The sequence below is a fragment of the Streptomyces canus genome, assembly GCF_030816965.1.
Taxonomy (GTDB): Bacteria; Actinomycetota; Actinomycetes; order Streptomycetales; family Streptomycetaceae; genus Streptomyces; species Streptomyces canus_E.
This window is the reverse complement of record NZ_JAUSYQ010000002.1, coordinates 5,417,459-5,434,674: the sequence shown is the minus strand read 5'-3', so window position 1 is coordinate 5,434,674 and position 17,216 is coordinate 5,417,459. Positions and strand designations below refer to the sequence as shown.

Here is a 17,216-nt window from a genome sequence, read left to right as displayed (position 1 = left end):
ATCGGCCAATGGGCCGTGACGGGCGGTCGATAAGGCGGGCCGCTGCTGCGGCATCTCGTCCACCCGTGGTTCTCAGTCCGACACGCCGCCCAAGCGGGCCTGCGCGCAGCAGCCCAAGTCGCCACTCGGAATCTTCCATCAGGGTTGGCTCACAGCTCTGGCAATGTACAACTGCTCAATCATCATCCTTCCCGCGAGCGTTCTTACGTTGGGCGATGCAGCAGCGGCATCGGCTCTTCGCAGAACCGATGCAGGCAGGGCGCGGTGGAGAGACGGCGGAAACAGCGAGAAGCCACAGCGACGCTCGATCCTGAAACCCGACGCGTCCAGAAGGTCGACGATGTCACGGTGCCGCAGTTCATTGGGCTGCTGCGGCCTCGGCCTCGGTACGCGAATCGTGAGAGATCGCAGACTTGGACAGTGGCCATGGTTGTTGAAGACGAGCAAGGCACCCTGTTCCATGTGTTGTCTGATCTTTCGCAGGATGGGAAGTCTGAGTCCTTGAGGCGCATTCACGAAAAAGCGAAATACGGTGACGGCATCGTAAGGACCCGTCAACACGTCCTCGGTCAGAACACAGCCGATCCTGACATTGGTTCTCGGGCTTACGGCAGCAGCACGCCGTGCCATCTCAGCGGAGATGTCCACGCCCGTGATTTCGTCCGCTACTTCATCCACTGCTTGAAGGATGCGACCGGTCCCACATGCAAAGTCGAGCAGGCGGAGGCGACCTCGCCTTTCGCGTTCCCGCCGCAGCGACTCGACGACAGCGGGGCGCTCCAGGGCCCAGACATAGTCGTCATAAGTACCCTCGCCGTATAGGCGATCGTACGATTCGACGCTCTTAGTATCGACGAACCGTGCTGCGTAGTCGCTCCAGCCCGAACGCATCATGTTAGGGTCCGTTCCTGTAATCGCAGCGCGAAGCCAAATGCCTCGACGCAGGTTGTTTCATAACTCTAAATCGACCGCTTGGCCACCTTTGGGAGGCTGTCGACAAGGTAACCCGCGTGTCCGTCGCGCCGCGGGGACAGCCGAAGCTGACCAGGTGTGAAACGAGTCGTCACGGACGCACCTAGGCTTTAGGTACCATTTGGACCCACAGATGCCAGCCGAGGGCCCGCTCTCCGATCATGCCGTGAACCGGAAGCGGTGGGGCATGCATAAACCGCTTCTCCGAGCGGCGCACCTCGAAAAGGGGGAAGTCTCGCTCGACCCGCCGGAGGTCATAGACTCGGGAGAACGGATTGTGGGGGCCGTCGGTGTTGCGGTGGATGAAGTTCTCCATGCGAAGGTAGCGCAGCAGACCGAGGCAGCGGGCGTTCTCCACGTGGGAGCCGATAAGCGACCGGCGGCCGCCGAACAACCCCAACCGCATCAGTGGATAGCCCGCCAACAACGCAGCACGACGCACCAGACCGATCGCGACCAGATAGTTGAGGGACCAGCGGGCGTAGAGCATGACGACCAGTTCCCCGTCCGGCTTCAGGACCCGGCGGATCTCCCGCTGCGCCCCGAGGATGTCGGGCACGTGATGCAGTACACCGTGGCTGAAGACGACATCGAAGGAAGCATCGGGAAACGGCAGGTCCAGGACGCTGGCCTGCTGGATACCTTCGTGGGGCAGCTTCCGCAGGGCGAGCCGGGTTCCTGTCCGTTTGACAGCCTCTTCGGTGAGGTCGACGCCTGTCCACACACCTCCCCTGCGGATCAACTGCTCCGCCTCCGAGCCCTGGCCGAGACCGATCTCCAGGACCCGGCGCCCCGCGATGTCCAGGCGCTCCAGACACCCTGGAATATGGGACTCCAGCTGATACTTGGCCATGTCGTATCGCGTGAAGAACGCCTCATAGTCTTTCTGCCCGTCTCCGTCCGGCGGGCCGAAGACGTTGTCCCCGCATGGGTGGGCGGACCAGAAGTCTTGGATGGCCGACTGCCGCATGGGAATCTCCCGATCGTTTCACAAGCGCCTGTGAAGAAGGACGAAGTACGACCTCAACCCCGTGAGCACACCGTCGGCACGCCGGGCAGAATCCGCGGTCCCCGGCCCGGGACTGCTCCCTGCTCGCTGCCCTGCTGAACGCTCGGCTTCGGTTCACGCCGCTCGGCCGTCTCCTCGCCGCGGGGCACGCCCACGAGCGAGTAGGCACCGGCGATAACCAACCACGAGGGAAGCCCGATGTATGTGGTCTCGAAGGCCACGTTGGTGAACGCTGTCACGCACACCCCGACTGTCGCTCCGAACCAGGACGCGGCGACCAGATGATGCCGGGCCCGCCATGTACGGCGCAGGGTGACGCCGACGATCAGGATCACGGCGATCCCGGCCGGCCAGCCGACGTAGTAGATGTAGCCGACGAACGAGTTATGCGGGCCGGACTTGGGATCGTTCAGGGGTTGGCGTTCGAACACCACATCCAGCGGCCTCCCTGCCCCCGTCCCGAACAAGGGTTCTTCGCTGGCCGCCCGGAGCGCTTCCTTCCACATCAAGAGCCTCAGTTCCACATTATTGGCCGACTCGCTGTCGGGGTTCTCCGCACTCGCCTCCACACGAGCGATCAAACCACCCACCACGGGAGCCTCAGAAAGGCGTTCACCTGACATGGAAAGCCCTATCGCGCCCAACACCCCCATGGTGACGAGGGTCAACGAGACGAACGGCAAGCGCTTGACACGCCGACGATTGGACCGGGACGCGATCGCTGTCGCCAGCATGGCAGCAACGACCGCAAGCAAGGGGCCTCGTTTGCTGCCGATGGCGGTGAGCGCAGCAGTCCCTACAAGAGTCCAGACGAGCAGCCGGCTGTCTCCCAGATGGTGCAGCTGAATGCTGAAAGCGCTGGCGATCACCAGATAGAGCCCGGAGGCAGCAGGCGTAATGGGCATACCCAGCGCCGCGTTGAGAAATACCCCGAGAGTGGGGACGAACAGGATCCAGCGCCACCGAGTGAGCTCCCATTCGGAGCGTGTCAGCATCCATGTCGCCGCCAGCCACCCCAAGACCGGGTACAGGCCCAGGATTCCCCCCTTGAGCGGGTCCGAGTATCCCGCCTCAAGACCCCGGTAGACGGCCAGCGCGGCGAGGACGGCCAGCAGAAGGGCCGCTCCTCGGAATCCGCGCATGCGCTGCTCCGAGAAAGCACGGGGACCCCACACCCCGACCGCTGAAATCGACGCTATGACGGCGAATAGGTCCAGGAGGTACACCGGTGAAATACCCACCGCCGCGTACGTCCGACCGAACAGGAAGAGTGGAAGGAGACACAGGCCCCACAAAAGCCAGACGGTGCTCTGAACGCAGATGCTCACCACAAGAACAGCCGCGGTACAGACCACGGCGAAGACGCACAAGAGCAGCAGTTCGGTATCGCTGGGCGACGTCACGTTGCTCCTTCCACCAGTCTCCGAATTTTTGTATCACGCGCAGGCGGCACATTCCGCGCCGACTTGCCGCATGGTTCCACGCCGACGTGTTGTGGTACTTCTGGGACCGGCCTCACATATCCTGTGCACAATAAATCTCGAAGTGTTGGGCTGGACTGCTCCAGCCCAGTGATGCCCGTGACGTTATGCGGATGTATGACGAACTACCAAGTTCCGCATCCCTACGTGGAAAGACGGGAGAATGCACCCGATCTGCCGAATGAATCCACAGCAAGGCTCGCCACCCACCGTCCTCGTCCTCAGGCACAGTCCGGAACTCGGTGGAATGGGAAGGGCAGCCGAGTTCTTCACACCTGTTCTTGAGAACAACTGCCATGTCACGGCTGTCGTTTCCCTCTCGGCGGACCGCGCCGGTTCGGACCGGTTCAAGGCGTCCTGGGATGCGAAGGTAAGAGCTGCGGCGGCGGTCCTCGGGCAGTGTGCCACCCTGCTGGCGGTGAGAACACCGGAGGCTTTCTACCTGCCGATCGCTCAGTGGGGCCTGGCACTGCTTCGGGACTGTCTTGTCGTCACACTGGGCAGAGTCGCCGGCTGCACCCCCGTGCTGCACCTTCACGGTGCGCAACTCCCGTCCCGGCTGTCCGCAAGCCGGGGACTTCGCGCAGTGCTCGCCGACGCCCACTGGATCGTGCTGAGCGAGGCCGTCGCGGAGCAGTTGCGAGCCAGCGGCTGCCGGACAAGATCGGTCACGGTGATCCGGAATCCGGCCCCTCCGGCATCGACGTTCCCGCAGACGCGGCCGACCGGCCCGTCTCTGGCCCTGCGCGTCGGCTGGCTCGGCACGGTGTGCCGGGCCAAGGGGTTCGACGTGCTGTGCGGAGCGGTCGAGCGGCTGAAGAGCCAGGGCGCCGACGTGGAGTTCCGCGTCGCCGGGATGCGCCTCGACGTTCCGGCTTCCGCCATGGCATGCGTGGACGAGGACTTCGGTGTCCTCGACCCGGCGGACGTCCCCGCGTTCTGGGCCGAGGTCGATGTGTTCGTCCTTCCGGCCCGTTGGGCCGAAGGGCTGCCCTTCGTCCTGCTCGAAGGGCTCCAGGCGGGCTGTGCCGTGGCGGCGACCCCGTCCCCCGGCTGTGCCGAGCTCTTCGGCCAGGGATGCGTCGAGCCGGTCGAGGCCACCGTGGACTCGGTGGCCGGATTCCTCAAGGCGTGCGGTGACGATCTGGCGGAGATCCGCGGCCGCCAACAGAAGGCCTGGGAGGAACTGCGGCCGCGCTACGAACCCGGGCGCGTCGAGGAGGCGTTCGTGCGGTTCTGGCGGAACGCGGCGGTGCGGCTCCGGTGACATGAGTGACGCGGCCTGACGGGGCGGAGGGGTGACGCGGCTTTGGGACAGGACCACGACGGAACGGAGGCACAGCGTGCGTACGACCGGACTGCTGGACGAGGACCCATGGCCCGGGCAGGCCGGCCCGGGTCGGCCTGTGACGGTGTGCGGGCTGCCCGTCCACCCGCTCACCCTGGAGGCGTCGGTGGGGGCCGCCGAGGCGCTGATCGCGACCGGCGGCCCCCACCAGCACGTCGTGCTGAACGCGGCCAAGGTCGTCAAGGCGCACGACGACCCGGAGCTGGCACGGATCATCCGGTCGTGCTCACTCGTCAACGCGGACGGGCAGTCGATCGTGTGGGCCGGACGCCTTCTCGGAAGTCCGCTGCCGGAGCGGGTGGCCGGCATCGACTTCATGCTGGCCCTGTGGCGCAGCGCCGCGCGCAACGGGTACCGCGTCTACCTGCTGGGAGCCGAGCCGGAGGTGGTCGCGCAGACCGCGCGCGTCGCCGCCTCGCGGGGGATCGAGGTCGTCGGACACCGGGACGGTTACTGGGACGAGGCGGCGGAGGAGGCAGTGGTGGCGGCCGTCCGCGAGACCCGCCCGGACATCCTGTTCCTCGCGGTGCCGAGTCCGCGCAAGGAGTACTTCCTCGCACGCCGGCAGAACGACCTGGCTTGCGCGCTGGTGGTCGGTGTCGGCGGCTCGTTCGACGTGGTGGCGGGGCTGCGCAGCAGGGCACCGCGATGGATGCGAAAGGCCGGCCTGGAGTGGTTCCACCGGATGGTCCAGGAGCCACGCCGGATGTTCCTGCGCTACGCCGTGGGCAACGCCCGGTTCGTCGCGCTCACCGCCTCCCACTGGGCACGTCGGGCCGGTCGGTGAGGGGCCGGGAGACGAAGGGGCGGCACGAGCACCTCACTACCGGACATGAAGGAGCGGCACGAGAACCTCGCCGCCGGACATGAAAGAGCGGCGCGACTCCCTCACTGCCGGACACGAGGGAGCGGCACAAGCATCCCGCCACCGACCCCGAAGAGCGGAGGCAAGTACCTCACCGCTCGCGCATCCCTCGCCTCACTGCCCGCCGCCTCCCGGCCTCGCCGATCCCGCGGAGCTCCTCGTCGCCGTACCGCCCGGCACCCACCCCGGTGCGGACTGCCGGGGCGGCCGCGCTGAACCGTAGGACTCGCCCGCAGGCCGGGTCGCGAGCCCCGCGGCGGTGCGGCGGGTGCCGTGCACCCCGGTGCGCACCCCGGTGCCGGGCGCTCCCGTGCCGCGCACCACGGCCTGCCGCCCCACCCTGTGCACGCCCGTCGGGCGCCGCAGCCCGTACACCGGAACCCTGAGCAGTCCCAGGACGACCGCCAGGGTCACGCCGGCCACCCACAGCGTGGCCGTCCGTGTGCCCCAGCCGATGTGCACGAGCACGCCGACGACCACCGCGGAGAAGGCGGCGGCAGCGACCAGCACGGTCGCGCCCGATGGAGTGAGCCCGAGCCGCCGCAGCCGGTGGGCGAGATGGTCCGGGCCCCCTCGCAGCAGGGGCCGCCCCGCCAGCCGCCGCGACAGCAGCACCAGGAGTACGTCCGCCGTGGCGACCGCCGTCAGCGCGAACAGCACCTCCGCGCTGGAGGCCAGTGCGTACCCGGTGCGGGCGAGCGCGGCCACCGAGGCGAGCAGGAACCCGGTGAACAAGGAGCCGCAGGAACCCAGCCCGACGCGGGCGGGAGGCCAGTTGTGCATCAGGAACCCGGTCAGCGCGGCGGCCAGCACGCTCAGCAGCACGGCCGGCCCGTCCATCACCTCGGCCGCCGCCACCACGCCCACCCCGAAGGCGGTCACCACACCCACGGTCCCGGCCAGCGCGTCCGCGTGGTCGAGCGCGCGGAACCCCAGGGCCACGAAGACGATCCACCCCACGGCCAGCACCCCGCCGCCCAGACCGAGTTCGCCGTACGGCACCACGCAGGCCGCCGCCACGGCCGTACCGCAGACGAGGAACCGTGCCTTGACCCGCCGCACGTCGGCGACCAGCCCGAGCGCGGCGACGGCGGACCCGGCCACGAGCAGTTCCCGGATCCCGTCCCCGAGCGGCGGGGCCCCGGTCCACTCCCAGGCCGCCACGACCAGACAGGTGGTGAGCACGACCGCCACGCCGCCGCACAGCGGCACGGCCCGCTGCCGCCGTCGGTCGATCACCCCGAGGCGCCGGGCCGGAACCCGGAGCAGGGCGGCGAGCGCGGCGGCGAGGAGCAGGGCGGCGACGGCGGCGAGAATCTCGTAGAGCACAGGTCCAAATTAAGCCGGATGTAATGATTTGCCGTGAATAACACGAGCGATTCGGCGCGCCGCCGCCGCAGGGCCACTGAGGTCTGCCTCAGTAGCACAGATCACCGCACCTCTGGCTACAGTGCGGCGCAGGATGCGGGTACTCTCAGAGGACCACATAAGTTACCGCTTAGTAATTCCGGGGAACCCCCTTCAGGGAGAGACCCCCGACAACACCCCTCGCAGGCCCGAGGAGCCCCGAAATGCAACTCGCCGCGATCATCGTGTCGCTGGTTCTGATCGTGGTCGGCGTGGCCCTGTTCGCCCGCGCCCTCCTTCAGATCTACGCCTTCATGCGGCTCGGTCAGGACGTGCCCGCGGGCACCCGAACCGACGAGCCCGGCCGGCGCACCGTCACCGTGGCCAAGGAGTTCCTCGGCCACACCCGGATGAACCGCTGGGGCATCGTCGGTGTCGCGCACTGGTTCGTGGCGGTGGGCTTCTTCACCCTGCTGCTGACGATCGTCAACGCCATCGGCCAGCTGTTCCAGGCCGACTGGATCCTGCCGGTCCTCGGCGACTGGGCGCCGTACAACGTCTTCGTCGAGTTCATCGGGACGATGACGGTGCTCGGCATCCTGACGCTGATCGTGATCCGCCAGCTGAGCAGGCCGGGCAAGCCGGGCCGCAAGTCCCGCTTCGCCGGCTCCAACGTCGGCCAGGCCTACTTCGTCGAGACCGTCATCCTCGTCGTCGGCGTCTGCATCTTCATGCTGCACGCCCTTGAGGGCGCCCAGCACCACGTGGACGGCTACGAGGCCTCGTTCTTCATCTCGTACCCGGTGGTCCACTGGCTCGCGGGCATGGACCTCTCCACGCTCCAGAACCTCACGTACTTCTTCGCCGGCCTGAAGATCGCGACCTCCTTCATCTGGATGATCGTGGTCGCCCTGAAGACCGACATGGGTGTGGCCTGGCACCGCTTCCTCGCGTTCCCGAACATCTGGTTCAAGCGGAACGCGACGGGCGAGACCTCCCTGGGCGCCCTGCTCCCGATGACCTCCGGCGGCAAGCCGATCGACTTCACCGACCCCGGCGACGACGACGTCTTCGGCGTCTCCCAGGTCGAGCAGTTCTCCTGGAAGGGCCTGCTGGACTTCTCCACCTGCACCGAGTGCGGCCGCTGCCAGTCGCAGTGCCCCGCCTGGAACACCGGCAAGCCGCTCTCCCCCAAGCTCCTGATCATGTCCCTGCGCGACCACGCGCACGCCAAGGCCCCGTACCTGCTGGCCGGCGGCGGCAAGACGATGGAGGGCGAGGAGAAGGCGTCCGAGGAGCAGCTGGCGGGTGTGCCCGCGTCCGCTCTCGCCGAGGCCGAGCGCCCGCTGATCGGCACGGCCGAGGAGAACGGCGTCATCGACCCGGACGTCCTGTGGTCCTGCACGACCTGCGGCGCCTGTGTCGAGCAGTGCCCCGTCGACATCGAGCACGTCGACCACATCGTCGACATGCGCCGCTACCAGGTGATGATCGAGAGCGCGTTCCCGTCCGAGGCGGGCACCATGCTCAAGAACCTGGAGAAGAAGGGCAACCCCTGGGGCCTGGCGAAGAAGCAGCGCCTGGAGTGGCTCAAGGAGGTCGAGTTCGAGGTCCCGGTCGTCGGCCAGGACATCGAGGACCTCACCGAGGTCGAGTACCTGTACTGGGTCGGCTGCGCCGGCGCCCTGGAGGACAGGGCCAAGAAGACCACGAAGGCCTTCGCCGAGCTCCTCCACATCGCGGGCGTCAAGTTCGCGATCATGGGCGGCGACGAGAAGTGCACCGGTGACTCCGCCCGCCGCCTCGGCAACGAGCCCCTGTTCCAGGAGCTCGGCATGGAGAACGTCATGGCACTGAACATGGCGTTCGGCGAGGAGCTCGACGACGACGGCAAGGTGGTCCCGGAGTCCGCCAAGCCCAAGTCGGCCAAGAAGATCGTCGCGACCTGCCCGCACTGCCTCAACACGATCGGCAACGAGTACCCGCAGCTCGGCGGCGACTACGAGGTCATCCACCACACCCAGCTGCTCCAGCACCTGGTGGACGAGGGCAAGCTGGTCCCGGTCACGCCGGTCGAGGGCATCATCACCTACCACGACCCCTGCTACCTGGGCCGCCACAACAAGATCTACACACCGCCGCGCGAGATCATCGCGAACGTCCCGGGCCTGCGGAACGAGGAGATGCACCGCCACAAGGAGCGCGGCTTCTGCTGCGGCGCCGGTGGCGCGCGGATGTGGATGGAGGAGCGGATCGGCAAGCGCATCAACAACGAGCGCGTCGACGAGGCCCTCTCCCTCAACCCGGACATCGTCTCGACGGCCTGCCCGTTCTGCCTGGTCATGCTGACCGACTCGGTCAACGGCAAGAAGAACGACGGCAAGGCCAAGGAGTCCATCAAGGTCGTCGACGTGGCCCAGCTGCTGCTGGAGTCCGTGCGGACCCCGCTCGACCCGGAGGACGAGGCGGAGACGGTGAACGAGCCGGAGCCGGAACCGGTGAAGTAGGAGTCGGTGAAGTAGCGGTCACAGCTGTGCCGTTCGGCGCCCCCAGGTCCCATCGGACCCGGGGGCGCCGTCGCGTCGGGGATCAGAAAGCCGCGGGTCAGAAGTGGGTGGCGATCCCGAAGACCCGCCGGAGCTGAACCATGTCGTGCCGATCACGCTCCGCGGGCTCGTAACCCTGGTGGAAGTAGACCTGCTGCTCGGCGGACAGACACGGAACGGCCGTCCCGCCGACGGTCCCGGTCACGAAGCAGGAGGCCGGATAGCCGAAGGGCCGCTCCGGCTCCCCGGACGCCTGCACGGCGGAGCCGTCCCGGGCGAAGACCAGCGGATGCAGATGCCGCCCGTCCAGGCTCTCCACGAACCCCGCGGCGGCCAGCGCCGCCACGACGGCCGGCTCCTGCTCCTGCCGGTGCATCAGATCCAGGTCACGGTGGTCCTTGGTCTGCCTGCCGACCAGCGCGTCGATCCCCCAGCCGCCGCCGATCCAGACCTCCGTGCCGGCCCGCCGCAACAGGTTGAGGACATGCAACACATCGTCAGCGTCCACCGCTGCCCCGCCTTCAGCTCTCGCCTTCAGCTCTCTCCGATACTCCGGCCCCGCTACAAGCATGTACGCCATCACCAGGAGCCCGAAGCCCCCACCCCGAGGAGCCCCTCCGCCACACTCGCATCGTCGCCCAGCAGCAAGGGGTGGCCGGCCGACGAAGACCGCGGTGATCAGGACGGCGCACACCGTCCGGACCGGGGCGGACCGCACGCTTTCCGCCTCTTCCCCGTCGACGGCGCACCCAGGGCTGTCGCCGTATGTCGAACAAGTGCATCATTGCTGGGGTCGTTGCCAATGATGCTGACGAGGTGAACGGTGCGCGTGCGGAGAGACGTGATGTGTACGACGCCCCCCGGCGGCACCCTGGTCACCGCACTCGCCGCACTCGCCGCCACCCTCCTCCTCGCCGCCTGCGGACCCACCCACCACACCGGCTCGGCGGACCGCACCCCCGTACGGATCGCCGACGCCCCGGCCCGGCTCCCGGTGCCGAAGGGCAAGGGCAGCAGGGCCCCGGACGACTTCAACGGCGACGGCCACCGCGACCTCGTCCTGGGCGATCTGGTCAAGGCGCAGGCCCACGCCGACGACCCCGGCATCGGCATCGTCTACGGCAGCGAGCGCGGACTGGTCCCGGGCGCACGGCAGTTGATCACCCCGAGCGGGCAGGGAGCGGCCACCGACGGCCAACTCCCCGCCGTGTTCGACGCGGAGGCCACCTGCGATCTGGACAAGGACGGCTTCACGGACCTCGTCGTCTCCACCGACCCGCCCTACGACGGCCAGGGCCGGCCCCCGGTCCCGCTCCAGATCCTCTTCGGCTCCCCGACCGGCCTGGCGGGCAAGGCCGTTCACCTCACCGTCCCGTCCGCCGCCCGCGTCGGCAACGACTGGCCCGACCAGCCGGTCTGCGGCGACTTCGACGGCGACGGCACGAAGGACCTGGCCCTGCACGCCACCGGCGGTCACCTCACCTACCTGCGCGGCCCGTTCACCCGCCAGGGCGAGCCGAGCAAGGCCGGCGCCCCGATCCCGTCTCCCGGCGAGGTCCCCACGGGCCCGGCCGCCGACGTCGACCGCGACGGCTACGACGACCTGATCGTCCGTACGACACAGGGCACCGGCCCCTCGGCCGTGGTCCTCGGCGGTCCGGCGGGCCCGACCCGCACCGGAGCCGTCCTGCCGTCCGGCATCGACGTGGCCCTCGGCTCCTTCGGACGCGGCATGGCCCTCGACGCGGCGGTCGGCGCCATGGGCGGAACGTCACTGCGCTACGACCTTCCCACCGCGGCGAAGGGTTCCCTGGCCACCCCGGGCTCGGTCCTGGACGCCGCCGACTTCGACGGCGACGGCCTGAGCGACCTGGTCTCCAGCGGCTCGCGCCTGCGCATCTTCCAAGGCCGTACGACAGGGCTGTCCGCCCGGACGACGGCCACCGTCGAACCCCCCGCCACCGGCACCAGCCGCGTCGTCGCCGTCGCCGACTTCGACGGCGACGGCCGGGCGGACCTGGCGGTACGGACGTACCGGAGCGAGACGAAGGACACCGTCGCCGTCTTCCCCGGCGCGAAGAAGGGGCTCGTGAGCGCCGAGCCGGCCGTCACCTTCTCCACGTCCGCGTTCCTCAGCCCCTGACCTCACCGGGGGCGACACGGCGCCGGGGTGCGGGAGCCCCGTAGGGGACGGATGAGAACCCCCTTAAGGGATGTCACAGCTCGGCAGCAAAGCCGTCCCCGAAACGCCGGGCCGCGCACACCGCTCCCCGGGACCAGGTACGTTCGAAGACGTGGCTGGATTCAGGATCGGACGCGGCCGGGACAACGGCGCTCCTCACGCGCGACCGCAACAACCTCCGTACGGGCAGCAGGCGCCCCAGGGACAGCCGTACGGCTATCCCCCCGCGCCGCAGCCCCACCCGGGCCAGTGGACCCAGGGCGGCGGCGGGGGTTACGACGAGCCGGAGTACTTCGGCGACGGCGCCGACGCCGGTGGTGCCCCGCACCCGCAGGGCGGCCATGACCCGTACGCGGCCAACAACCCGGGCCACACCCAGGCCTTCTCGGTCGGCGAGGACCCCTACAACCAGGGCGGCACCTACCGCGCGGGCTCGGCCCCGGCGGGCCCGGCGGGCCCCCGCCTGCACTGGAAGGAACTCCTGAAGGGGATCCTGCTCTCCCCCAGGCAGACCTTCCTCCAGATGCGGGACTACACGATGTGGGGCCCGGCCCTCGTCGTGACCTTCCTCTACGGCCTGCTCGCGGTGTTCGGCTTCGAGGGCGCCCGAGAGGACGCGATCAATGCCACCCTGTCGAACGCGATCCCGATCGTCCTGACCACAGCCGTCGCCATGGTCCTGTCGGCCTTCGTCCTGGGCGTCGTCACCCACGCCCTGGCCCGGCAGCTGGGCGGCGACGGCGCGTGGCAGCCCACCGTCGGCCTCTCCATGCTGATCATGTCCCTGACCGACGCCCCCCGTCTGATCGTGGCCATGTTCTTCGGCGGCGACGCGTCCTTCGTCCAGCTCCTGGGCTGGGCGACCTGGGTCGCGGCCGGCGCCCTGCTCACCCTGATGGTGTCCAGGTCCCACGACCTGCCGTGGCCGAAGGCGCTCGGCGCCTCCGCGATCCAGCTGATCGCGCTGCTGTCGATCGTGAAGCTGGGCACGTTCTAGCGTTCCGGGCTTCTTCAGGCGTAGACGAGAAAGGGCTCCCGGTACCGACCGGGAGCCCTTCTCTTTCGCGCCGTCCGCTACGCCGGGAAATCCCGGTCCAGAACCGACCGCACGTCCCCGATCTCACGCTTCCATCGGTCGCTCTTCATGAGCTCGCGATCCCAGACGACCACGGGCTCATCGCCCGTCACGCAGTAGCCGTAGACCTGGTCCGCGATGTCGTCCGTGAAGAGGTGGTCGAAATGGAAGGCTCCCTCGAACGTCAGCCACGCGATGCCCTGCGCGTGCGCGGACGCCTCGCGCAGGCACTCCCGGAGGTAGCCGGGAAGCTCCGGGTCGTCCAGCCGTTCTTCCTCGAAGGTGAGGTCGTAGGCCTGGACGACCGCCTGTCGATCCCAGGACTCGGTGGAGACCTGAAAGCGGCCGACGTCGTCCGGACGCGTGCCGACGAGGTCGAACGCGCCCTCCGCCATGGCGGATTCGGCCCGTCCGAGGGTGAAGAGCACGACGACCGCCGGGCCGCTCCACGTGAGGGCCTCCTTGAGGGAAGTCACCACAGTCCCCACTTCGTCATGTTCTTGGCACCCGGCACCATCGAGCTCAGGATCTTGCCCTGATAGGGCCCTTCCTTCGCCACGAAAATCACCACCACCTTGCCGTTGACCTTCTTGGCGAAGCCCTTGGCCTGGGTGCCGCCGATCTTCCAGTCGAACGTCTTCTCCGGTGACGTCAGAACGTGCCCGAAATTGTCCTGGAAGTACTTGACCTGCGAGGCGACGCTTCCCTTGTTGGGAATCAGACCGTCCGTGATCAGGTGCCGGATGGCGTGGCCACCGCCCTTGTTCATCCCGGTGAAGGCATCCGCGACGGTGTCCTCGGTGAAACCGATGGGGCAGCTCGCGTTGTGCACCAGAACAGGGGTCGCGCCCGCCAGCACATAGTACGTATGGAAGTCGGCGACGGTCAGGTTGTGGACCCGCTGCTCGGGCACCGCCCACGCCCGGGTCGTGTCGACCTTCGCGGCGGCACCGGCGTCGGTGCGCAGCGCGGCACCGCGCTCCAGGTCCCCGGCGTCGACCCAGGTGCCCTGGTCACCGTCCACCCGGAACGCGTGGTTCTCGGTGGCGACCACCGAGCCCGTGGACCGCCCGTCGGGACCGGTGACAGTGACGTCCACCAGATTCTTCGGACCGCCGCTGCCGATGGTCGCCCGGACCCGCTTCGCCTCGGTACGGCCCGTCTCCGGGTCGGTGGCGACGACCTGGTCGCCGATCCGGATGTCCTCGATCTCCGCGGTCCGGCCGTCGGCCATCAGCACCCGGGTGCCCGGCACGAAGCTGCTCTTCCCGCAGTGGATCTTCTTGAGGAACTTGAGCTTGAGGGCGCTGAGAGCGAGGCCCGTGAGGCACGAGGGCTTCTTGGTCTGCAGGCACTCCTCGATCTCCTCGGCACCGACGTACCAGGCGATCAGGCGGTCGAGGGTGGTGCTGGTGATGCAGCCCATTCCGCCGGCGCCGTCACCGCCGCAGACGAGCATCGTCTCGCCCGGCCTCAGTTCCCCGTTCTCCCAGAGGATGGAGCGGTAGTCGACCAACCGCCTCTCCAGTGCCGCGCGCAGCTCGTTGTCGGAGAGCGGCTTGCTGGTCTCCAGCGCGGCCTCCTCCTTGATCTGCTCCTTCAGCTCCGCCACCAGCAGGTCGGCCGCGGTCTTCATCGCCTCGGTGGCCGCCTTGGCGGCAGCGGCGGAGTCCGCTTCCGCGGCCAGCTTGGAAAGACCGGCCTGGTAGGCGGAGTTGTTGGCCTCCACGGAGTAGCCGTAGGCGATGGCGGCGGAGTGCTGGGCACGTTCGGCCGAACGGGCCGCCGACTGGGCGTCAGCCCGGGCCGAGGCGGCCGCGTTACGGGCCGTCCGCGCGGACTCGGCCGCCTCGGCGGCGGAGTCCTCGGCCTGGTCGGCGGACTTGTCGGCCTGCTCGGCGTACGCGTTCGCCTGCTCGGAGGAATCGTTGGCCTTGTTGGCCCACTCGGTGGCCTTGACGGCGTCCTTACGGGCCTCCGCGGCGACCTTCTGCGCCTCGGAGGCGTCCTTCTGCGCGAGCGCCGCCGACTTGTAGGCGGCCTGCAGCAAGACGTTGACCTCGGCGATGTGGGCGGCGGTGTTGGCGTCCCGCTGCCGCGCCTTGTACAGACCGATCTCCAGGAAGGGCCGCAGCCCGGACGCCGGACCCGACAGCACGGCCTGCGCCGCGGCCCGCACCTCGGGGCCTCCGGTGGCGAGGGCCTCGCTGACCGCGACGCGGTCGTCGTCCTCCTGTGCCTTGTACTGCCCCGTCTCCAGGAACGCCGCCAGATCGGCCGCGGTTCCGTCCAGCGCCCTGCTCGCCGCGGCCTTCACGCCCGGACCGCCCCCGGCGGCGATCTTGCCGACGGCCACCCGGTCGTCGTCCGCCTTGCCCGGATAGTCACGGGTCCGCAGCCAGGCACGCACCTCGTCGATCGGCTTGTCCAGCACGTCCAGCGCGGCCTGCCGCTGCGCGGGGACCTCGCTCGTCGTGGCAATGTGGCCGACGCCGGCGCGGTCGTCCTGTTCCATCGCGAGAGCCAGCCTGACGCGCACGAACTCGGCCACGTCGTCGTCGCTGCCCGCGAGCGCGTCCCCGGCGGCGTCCTTCACCCAGGTCCCGCCGCTGCTCAGCAGGTTGACCGCGGCCTGGCGGCCCTTGGCTGCCGTGACCGACAGGTCGGTCGCCGCCGCGGCCTCCGTCAGCAGTCGCTGCGTCTGAGCACCGAGCTCCTGGATGCGGCCGATCTCCCACTGGGAGGCGGCGACCTTCTCGTCGTAGGCCTCGGCGGCCTCCTCGGCCGCCAGGACCGCCTCGTCCTGCTGCTGGGCCAGCCGCTCGGTGTCCGCCTTGCGAGCCAGCTCCACCACGGTCGAGGCCTGTTCGGCCGCCGTCATCGCCCTGTTCGCGGCCTCGGTGGCCGCATTCGCCGCCTCGGTGGACGCCTTGGCCGCGTCCACCGCCTTGCCCGCCTCGTCGGCGGCCTTGTTCGCCGCGATCGCCGCGGCCTCGGCGTGCGCGGCGGTCTCGTTGGCCGCGTCGCGCGACTGCCGGGCGGCCGTGGCGGCCTGCCGGGCGTTGGACTGCGCCGAGTTGGCCGCGCGCGTCGCCTGGTCGGCGAGCCGCTTGGCCTTGGCGGCCGCCGCGGCGGCCTCCTCGCCCTTGGCACCCGCCTCGCCGGCCCACCGGCCCGCGTCCGCGGCTGCGGCTGCGGCAGCCGCCGCGTTCGCCCCCGCGCTGGCCGCGGCACCGGCGGCGGTCGCCGCCTGCTCGGCGGCGATACCTGCCTGGTCGGCGGCGTCCGCCGCCTTGCGCGCCCCGGCGGCGGCCGCGTTCGCCTTGTCCGCCGCCTTCCTCGCCGCCTCGGCCCGCCCCGCGTCACTGGCCGCCGCACCGGCCGCGGACCTGGCCACGGCCGCCGCGTTGCCGGCCTGTCCGGCAGCGAAGGCCGCCTGCGCCGCCGCCGAGGCAGCCATCCGTGCCGTCGCGTTCGCCGCGGCGGCCGCCGAGACCGCTGTACGCGCCGCCTGTGCCGCCCGATCGGCGGCAGCGGCAGCCCGCGACGCGGCCGCGGCCGCCCGGCCCGCCGACTCCTTGGACTCCTGCGCCTCCGCCGCCGCTTCCAGCGCCGCCGCCTTCGCCGCCTGGGTGGCTTTCGCCGCCTTGGCCGCCTCTTCCTTGGCGGTCTCGGTCAGCTCCTTGGCCCGCTTCTGCGCCGTGTCGGCGAGTTCGGCGAGCTGCGCGACGGTGATCGTCTCCTGGTCCCGCGCGGCCGCGACCGCCCACCCGTCGTCCAGGAACTCCTGTACGTCCTCGTCCGTGCCGTCCAGTGCCTGGCCCGCGAGCAGCCTCACGTTCGTGCCGCCGGTGTACAGCAGCTTGGCGACCTTGACCCGGTTGTCGTCGGCCCGCGCCTTGTACTGCCCGGTCTTGAGGAACGCGTTCACGTCGTCGGCCGTGCCGCTGAGCGCCGTGTTGGCGGCCTTCTTCACGCCCGGACCGCCGAAGGCCATGATCTGCGCCGCCTGGACGCGCTGGTCCTCCTCGTACGCCGCGATGTAGCCGTCGTCCAGGAAGGCCTGCAGCTCCGCCTCACCGCCGCCCATCGCGGCGTCGGCCCCGGCCCGCACGGCCGGACCGCCGATGGCCATGATCTGCGCGACCTCGACCCGCAGGTCCTCCAGCTGGGCGGTCGGCAGGTCCACGTCCATGAACGTCTGGATGTCGTCCATCGAACCCAGCAGGGCCGCCTCGGCCTCGCGCCGGACGCCCTGACCGCCGTACTCCCACTCCATGAGGACGGCGGCCCGGTCGTACTCAGGCTCCTCGTCCACCGCCGCGGCGGGGCGCGGATCGATGCCCAGGACCATGACCAGGGCTATCAGCGCTGCCACGGAGCCGCGCCAT

At 69.5% G+C, this 17,216-nt stretch carries 12 protein-coding genes; 5 read left to right on the top strand and 7 right to left on the bottom strand.

Annotation, left to right across the window (positions count from 1 at the left end):
* Nucleotides 1-138: 138 nt before the first annotated feature.
* The 3 genes from QF027_RS26015 to QF027_RS26005 all read right to left on the bottom strand — a co-directional run bounded on the left by QF027_RS26015 (nt 139) and on the right by QF027_RS26005 (nt 3,384).
* Entirely contained in the window at nt 139-894 is a 756-nt protein-coding gene (locus tag QF027_RS26015) for a methyltransferase domain-containing protein (protein ID WP_306978595.1), read from the bottom strand.
* Between the two features lie 181 nt (nt 895-1,075).
* Nucleotides 1,076-1,942 carry a class I SAM-dependent methyltransferase gene (locus QF027_RS26010; protein WP_307077415.1) on the bottom strand — a complete coding sequence of 289 codons (867 nt, stop codon included), beginning with the start codon at nt 1,940-1,942 and terminating at the stop codon, nt 1,076-1,078.
* Between the two features lie 53 nt (nt 1,943-1,995).
* Nucleotides 1,996-3,384 (bottom strand): O-antigen ligase family protein, encoded by a 1,389-nt coding sequence (locus tag QF027_RS26005; RefSeq protein WP_307077413.1) that lies wholly within the window; start codon nt 3,382-3,384, stop codon nt 1,996-1,998.
* 496 nt (nt 3,385-3,880) lie between these two features.
* On the opposite strand from QF027_RS26005, the gene QF027_RS26000 reads away from it, so the two are divergent.
* Together QF027_RS26000 and QF027_RS25995 are read left to right on the top strand one after the other, a co-directional pair.
* Nucleotides 3,881-4,729, top strand: coding sequence for a glycosyltransferase family 4 protein (locus QF027_RS26000; protein ID WP_307077411.1), 849 nt, complete (start codon nt 3,881-3,883; stop codon nt 4,727-4,729).
* Between the two features lie 76 nt (nt 4,730-4,805).
* Entirely contained in the window at nt 4,806-5,597 is a 792-nt protein-coding gene (locus QF027_RS25995; RefSeq protein WP_307077409.1) for a WecB/TagA/CpsF family glycosyltransferase, read from the top strand.
* 192 nt (nt 5,598-5,789) lie between these two features.
* Here the strand turns inward: QF027_RS25995 and QF027_RS25990 are convergent, their stop codons facing one another.
* Nucleotides 5,790-7,004, bottom strand: a complete 1,215-nt coding sequence (locus QF027_RS25990) for an MraY family glycosyltransferase (RefSeq protein ID WP_307077407.1) — start codon at nt 7,002-7,004, stop codon at nt 5,790-5,792.
* A gap of 242 nt (nt 7,005-7,246) precedes the next feature.
* Here QF027_RS25990 and QF027_RS25985 point away from each other — a divergent pair, with 242 nt between their 5' ends.
* On the top strand, nt 7,247-9,529 hold the full coding sequence (locus QF027_RS25985; RefSeq protein WP_307077405.1) for a (Fe-S)-binding protein: 2,283 nt from the start codon (nt 7,247-7,249) through the stop codon (nt 9,527-9,529).
* A 97-nt stretch (nt 9,530-9,626) separates the two neighbouring features.
* On the opposite strand, the gene QF027_RS25980 is transcribed toward QF027_RS25985, so the two are convergent.
* Nucleotides 9,627-10,076 carry a nucleotidyltransferase domain-containing protein gene (locus QF027_RS25980; protein WP_307077403.1) on the bottom strand — a complete coding sequence of 150 codons (450 nt, stop codon included), beginning with the start codon at nt 10,074-10,076 and terminating at the stop codon, nt 9,627-9,629.
* A 336-nt stretch (nt 10,077-10,412) separates the two neighbouring features.
* Between QF027_RS25980 and QF027_RS25975 the strand changes: the two genes are divergently transcribed.
* The gene (locus QF027_RS25975; RefSeq protein WP_307077401.1) at nt 10,413-11,711 is read left to right on the top strand and encodes an FG-GAP repeat domain-containing protein; all 1,299 of its coding nucleotides are present in this window, start codon (nt 10,413-10,415) and stop codon (nt 11,709-11,711) included.
* Nucleotides 11,712-11,781: 70 nt separating this feature from the next.
* Complete coding sequence (locus QF027_RS25970) at nt 11,782-12,747, top strand: Yip1 family protein (RefSeq protein ID WP_307077399.1); 966 nt, start codon at nt 11,782-11,784, stop codon at nt 12,745-12,747.
* A gap of 77 nt (nt 12,748-12,824) precedes the next feature.
* Here QF027_RS25970 and QF027_RS25965 read toward each other — a convergent pair whose 3' ends face one another.
* Together QF027_RS25965 and QF027_RS25960 are read right to left on the bottom strand one after the other, a co-directional pair.
* The gene (locus QF027_RS25965) at nt 12,825-13,301 is read right to left on the bottom strand and encodes a hypothetical protein (RefSeq protein WP_307077397.1); all 477 of its coding nucleotides are present in this window, start codon (nt 13,299-13,301) and stop codon (nt 12,825-12,827) included.
* Nucleotides 13,298-17,203, bottom strand: coding sequence for a polymorphic toxin-type HINT domain-containing protein (locus tag QF027_RS25960; RefSeq protein ID WP_307077395.1), 3,906 nt, complete (start codon nt 17,201-17,203; stop codon nt 13,298-13,300). Before QF027_RS25960 ends, QF027_RS25965 begins: the two co-directional genes overlap by 4 nt.
* Nucleotides 17,204-17,216 lie beyond the last annotated feature (13 nt).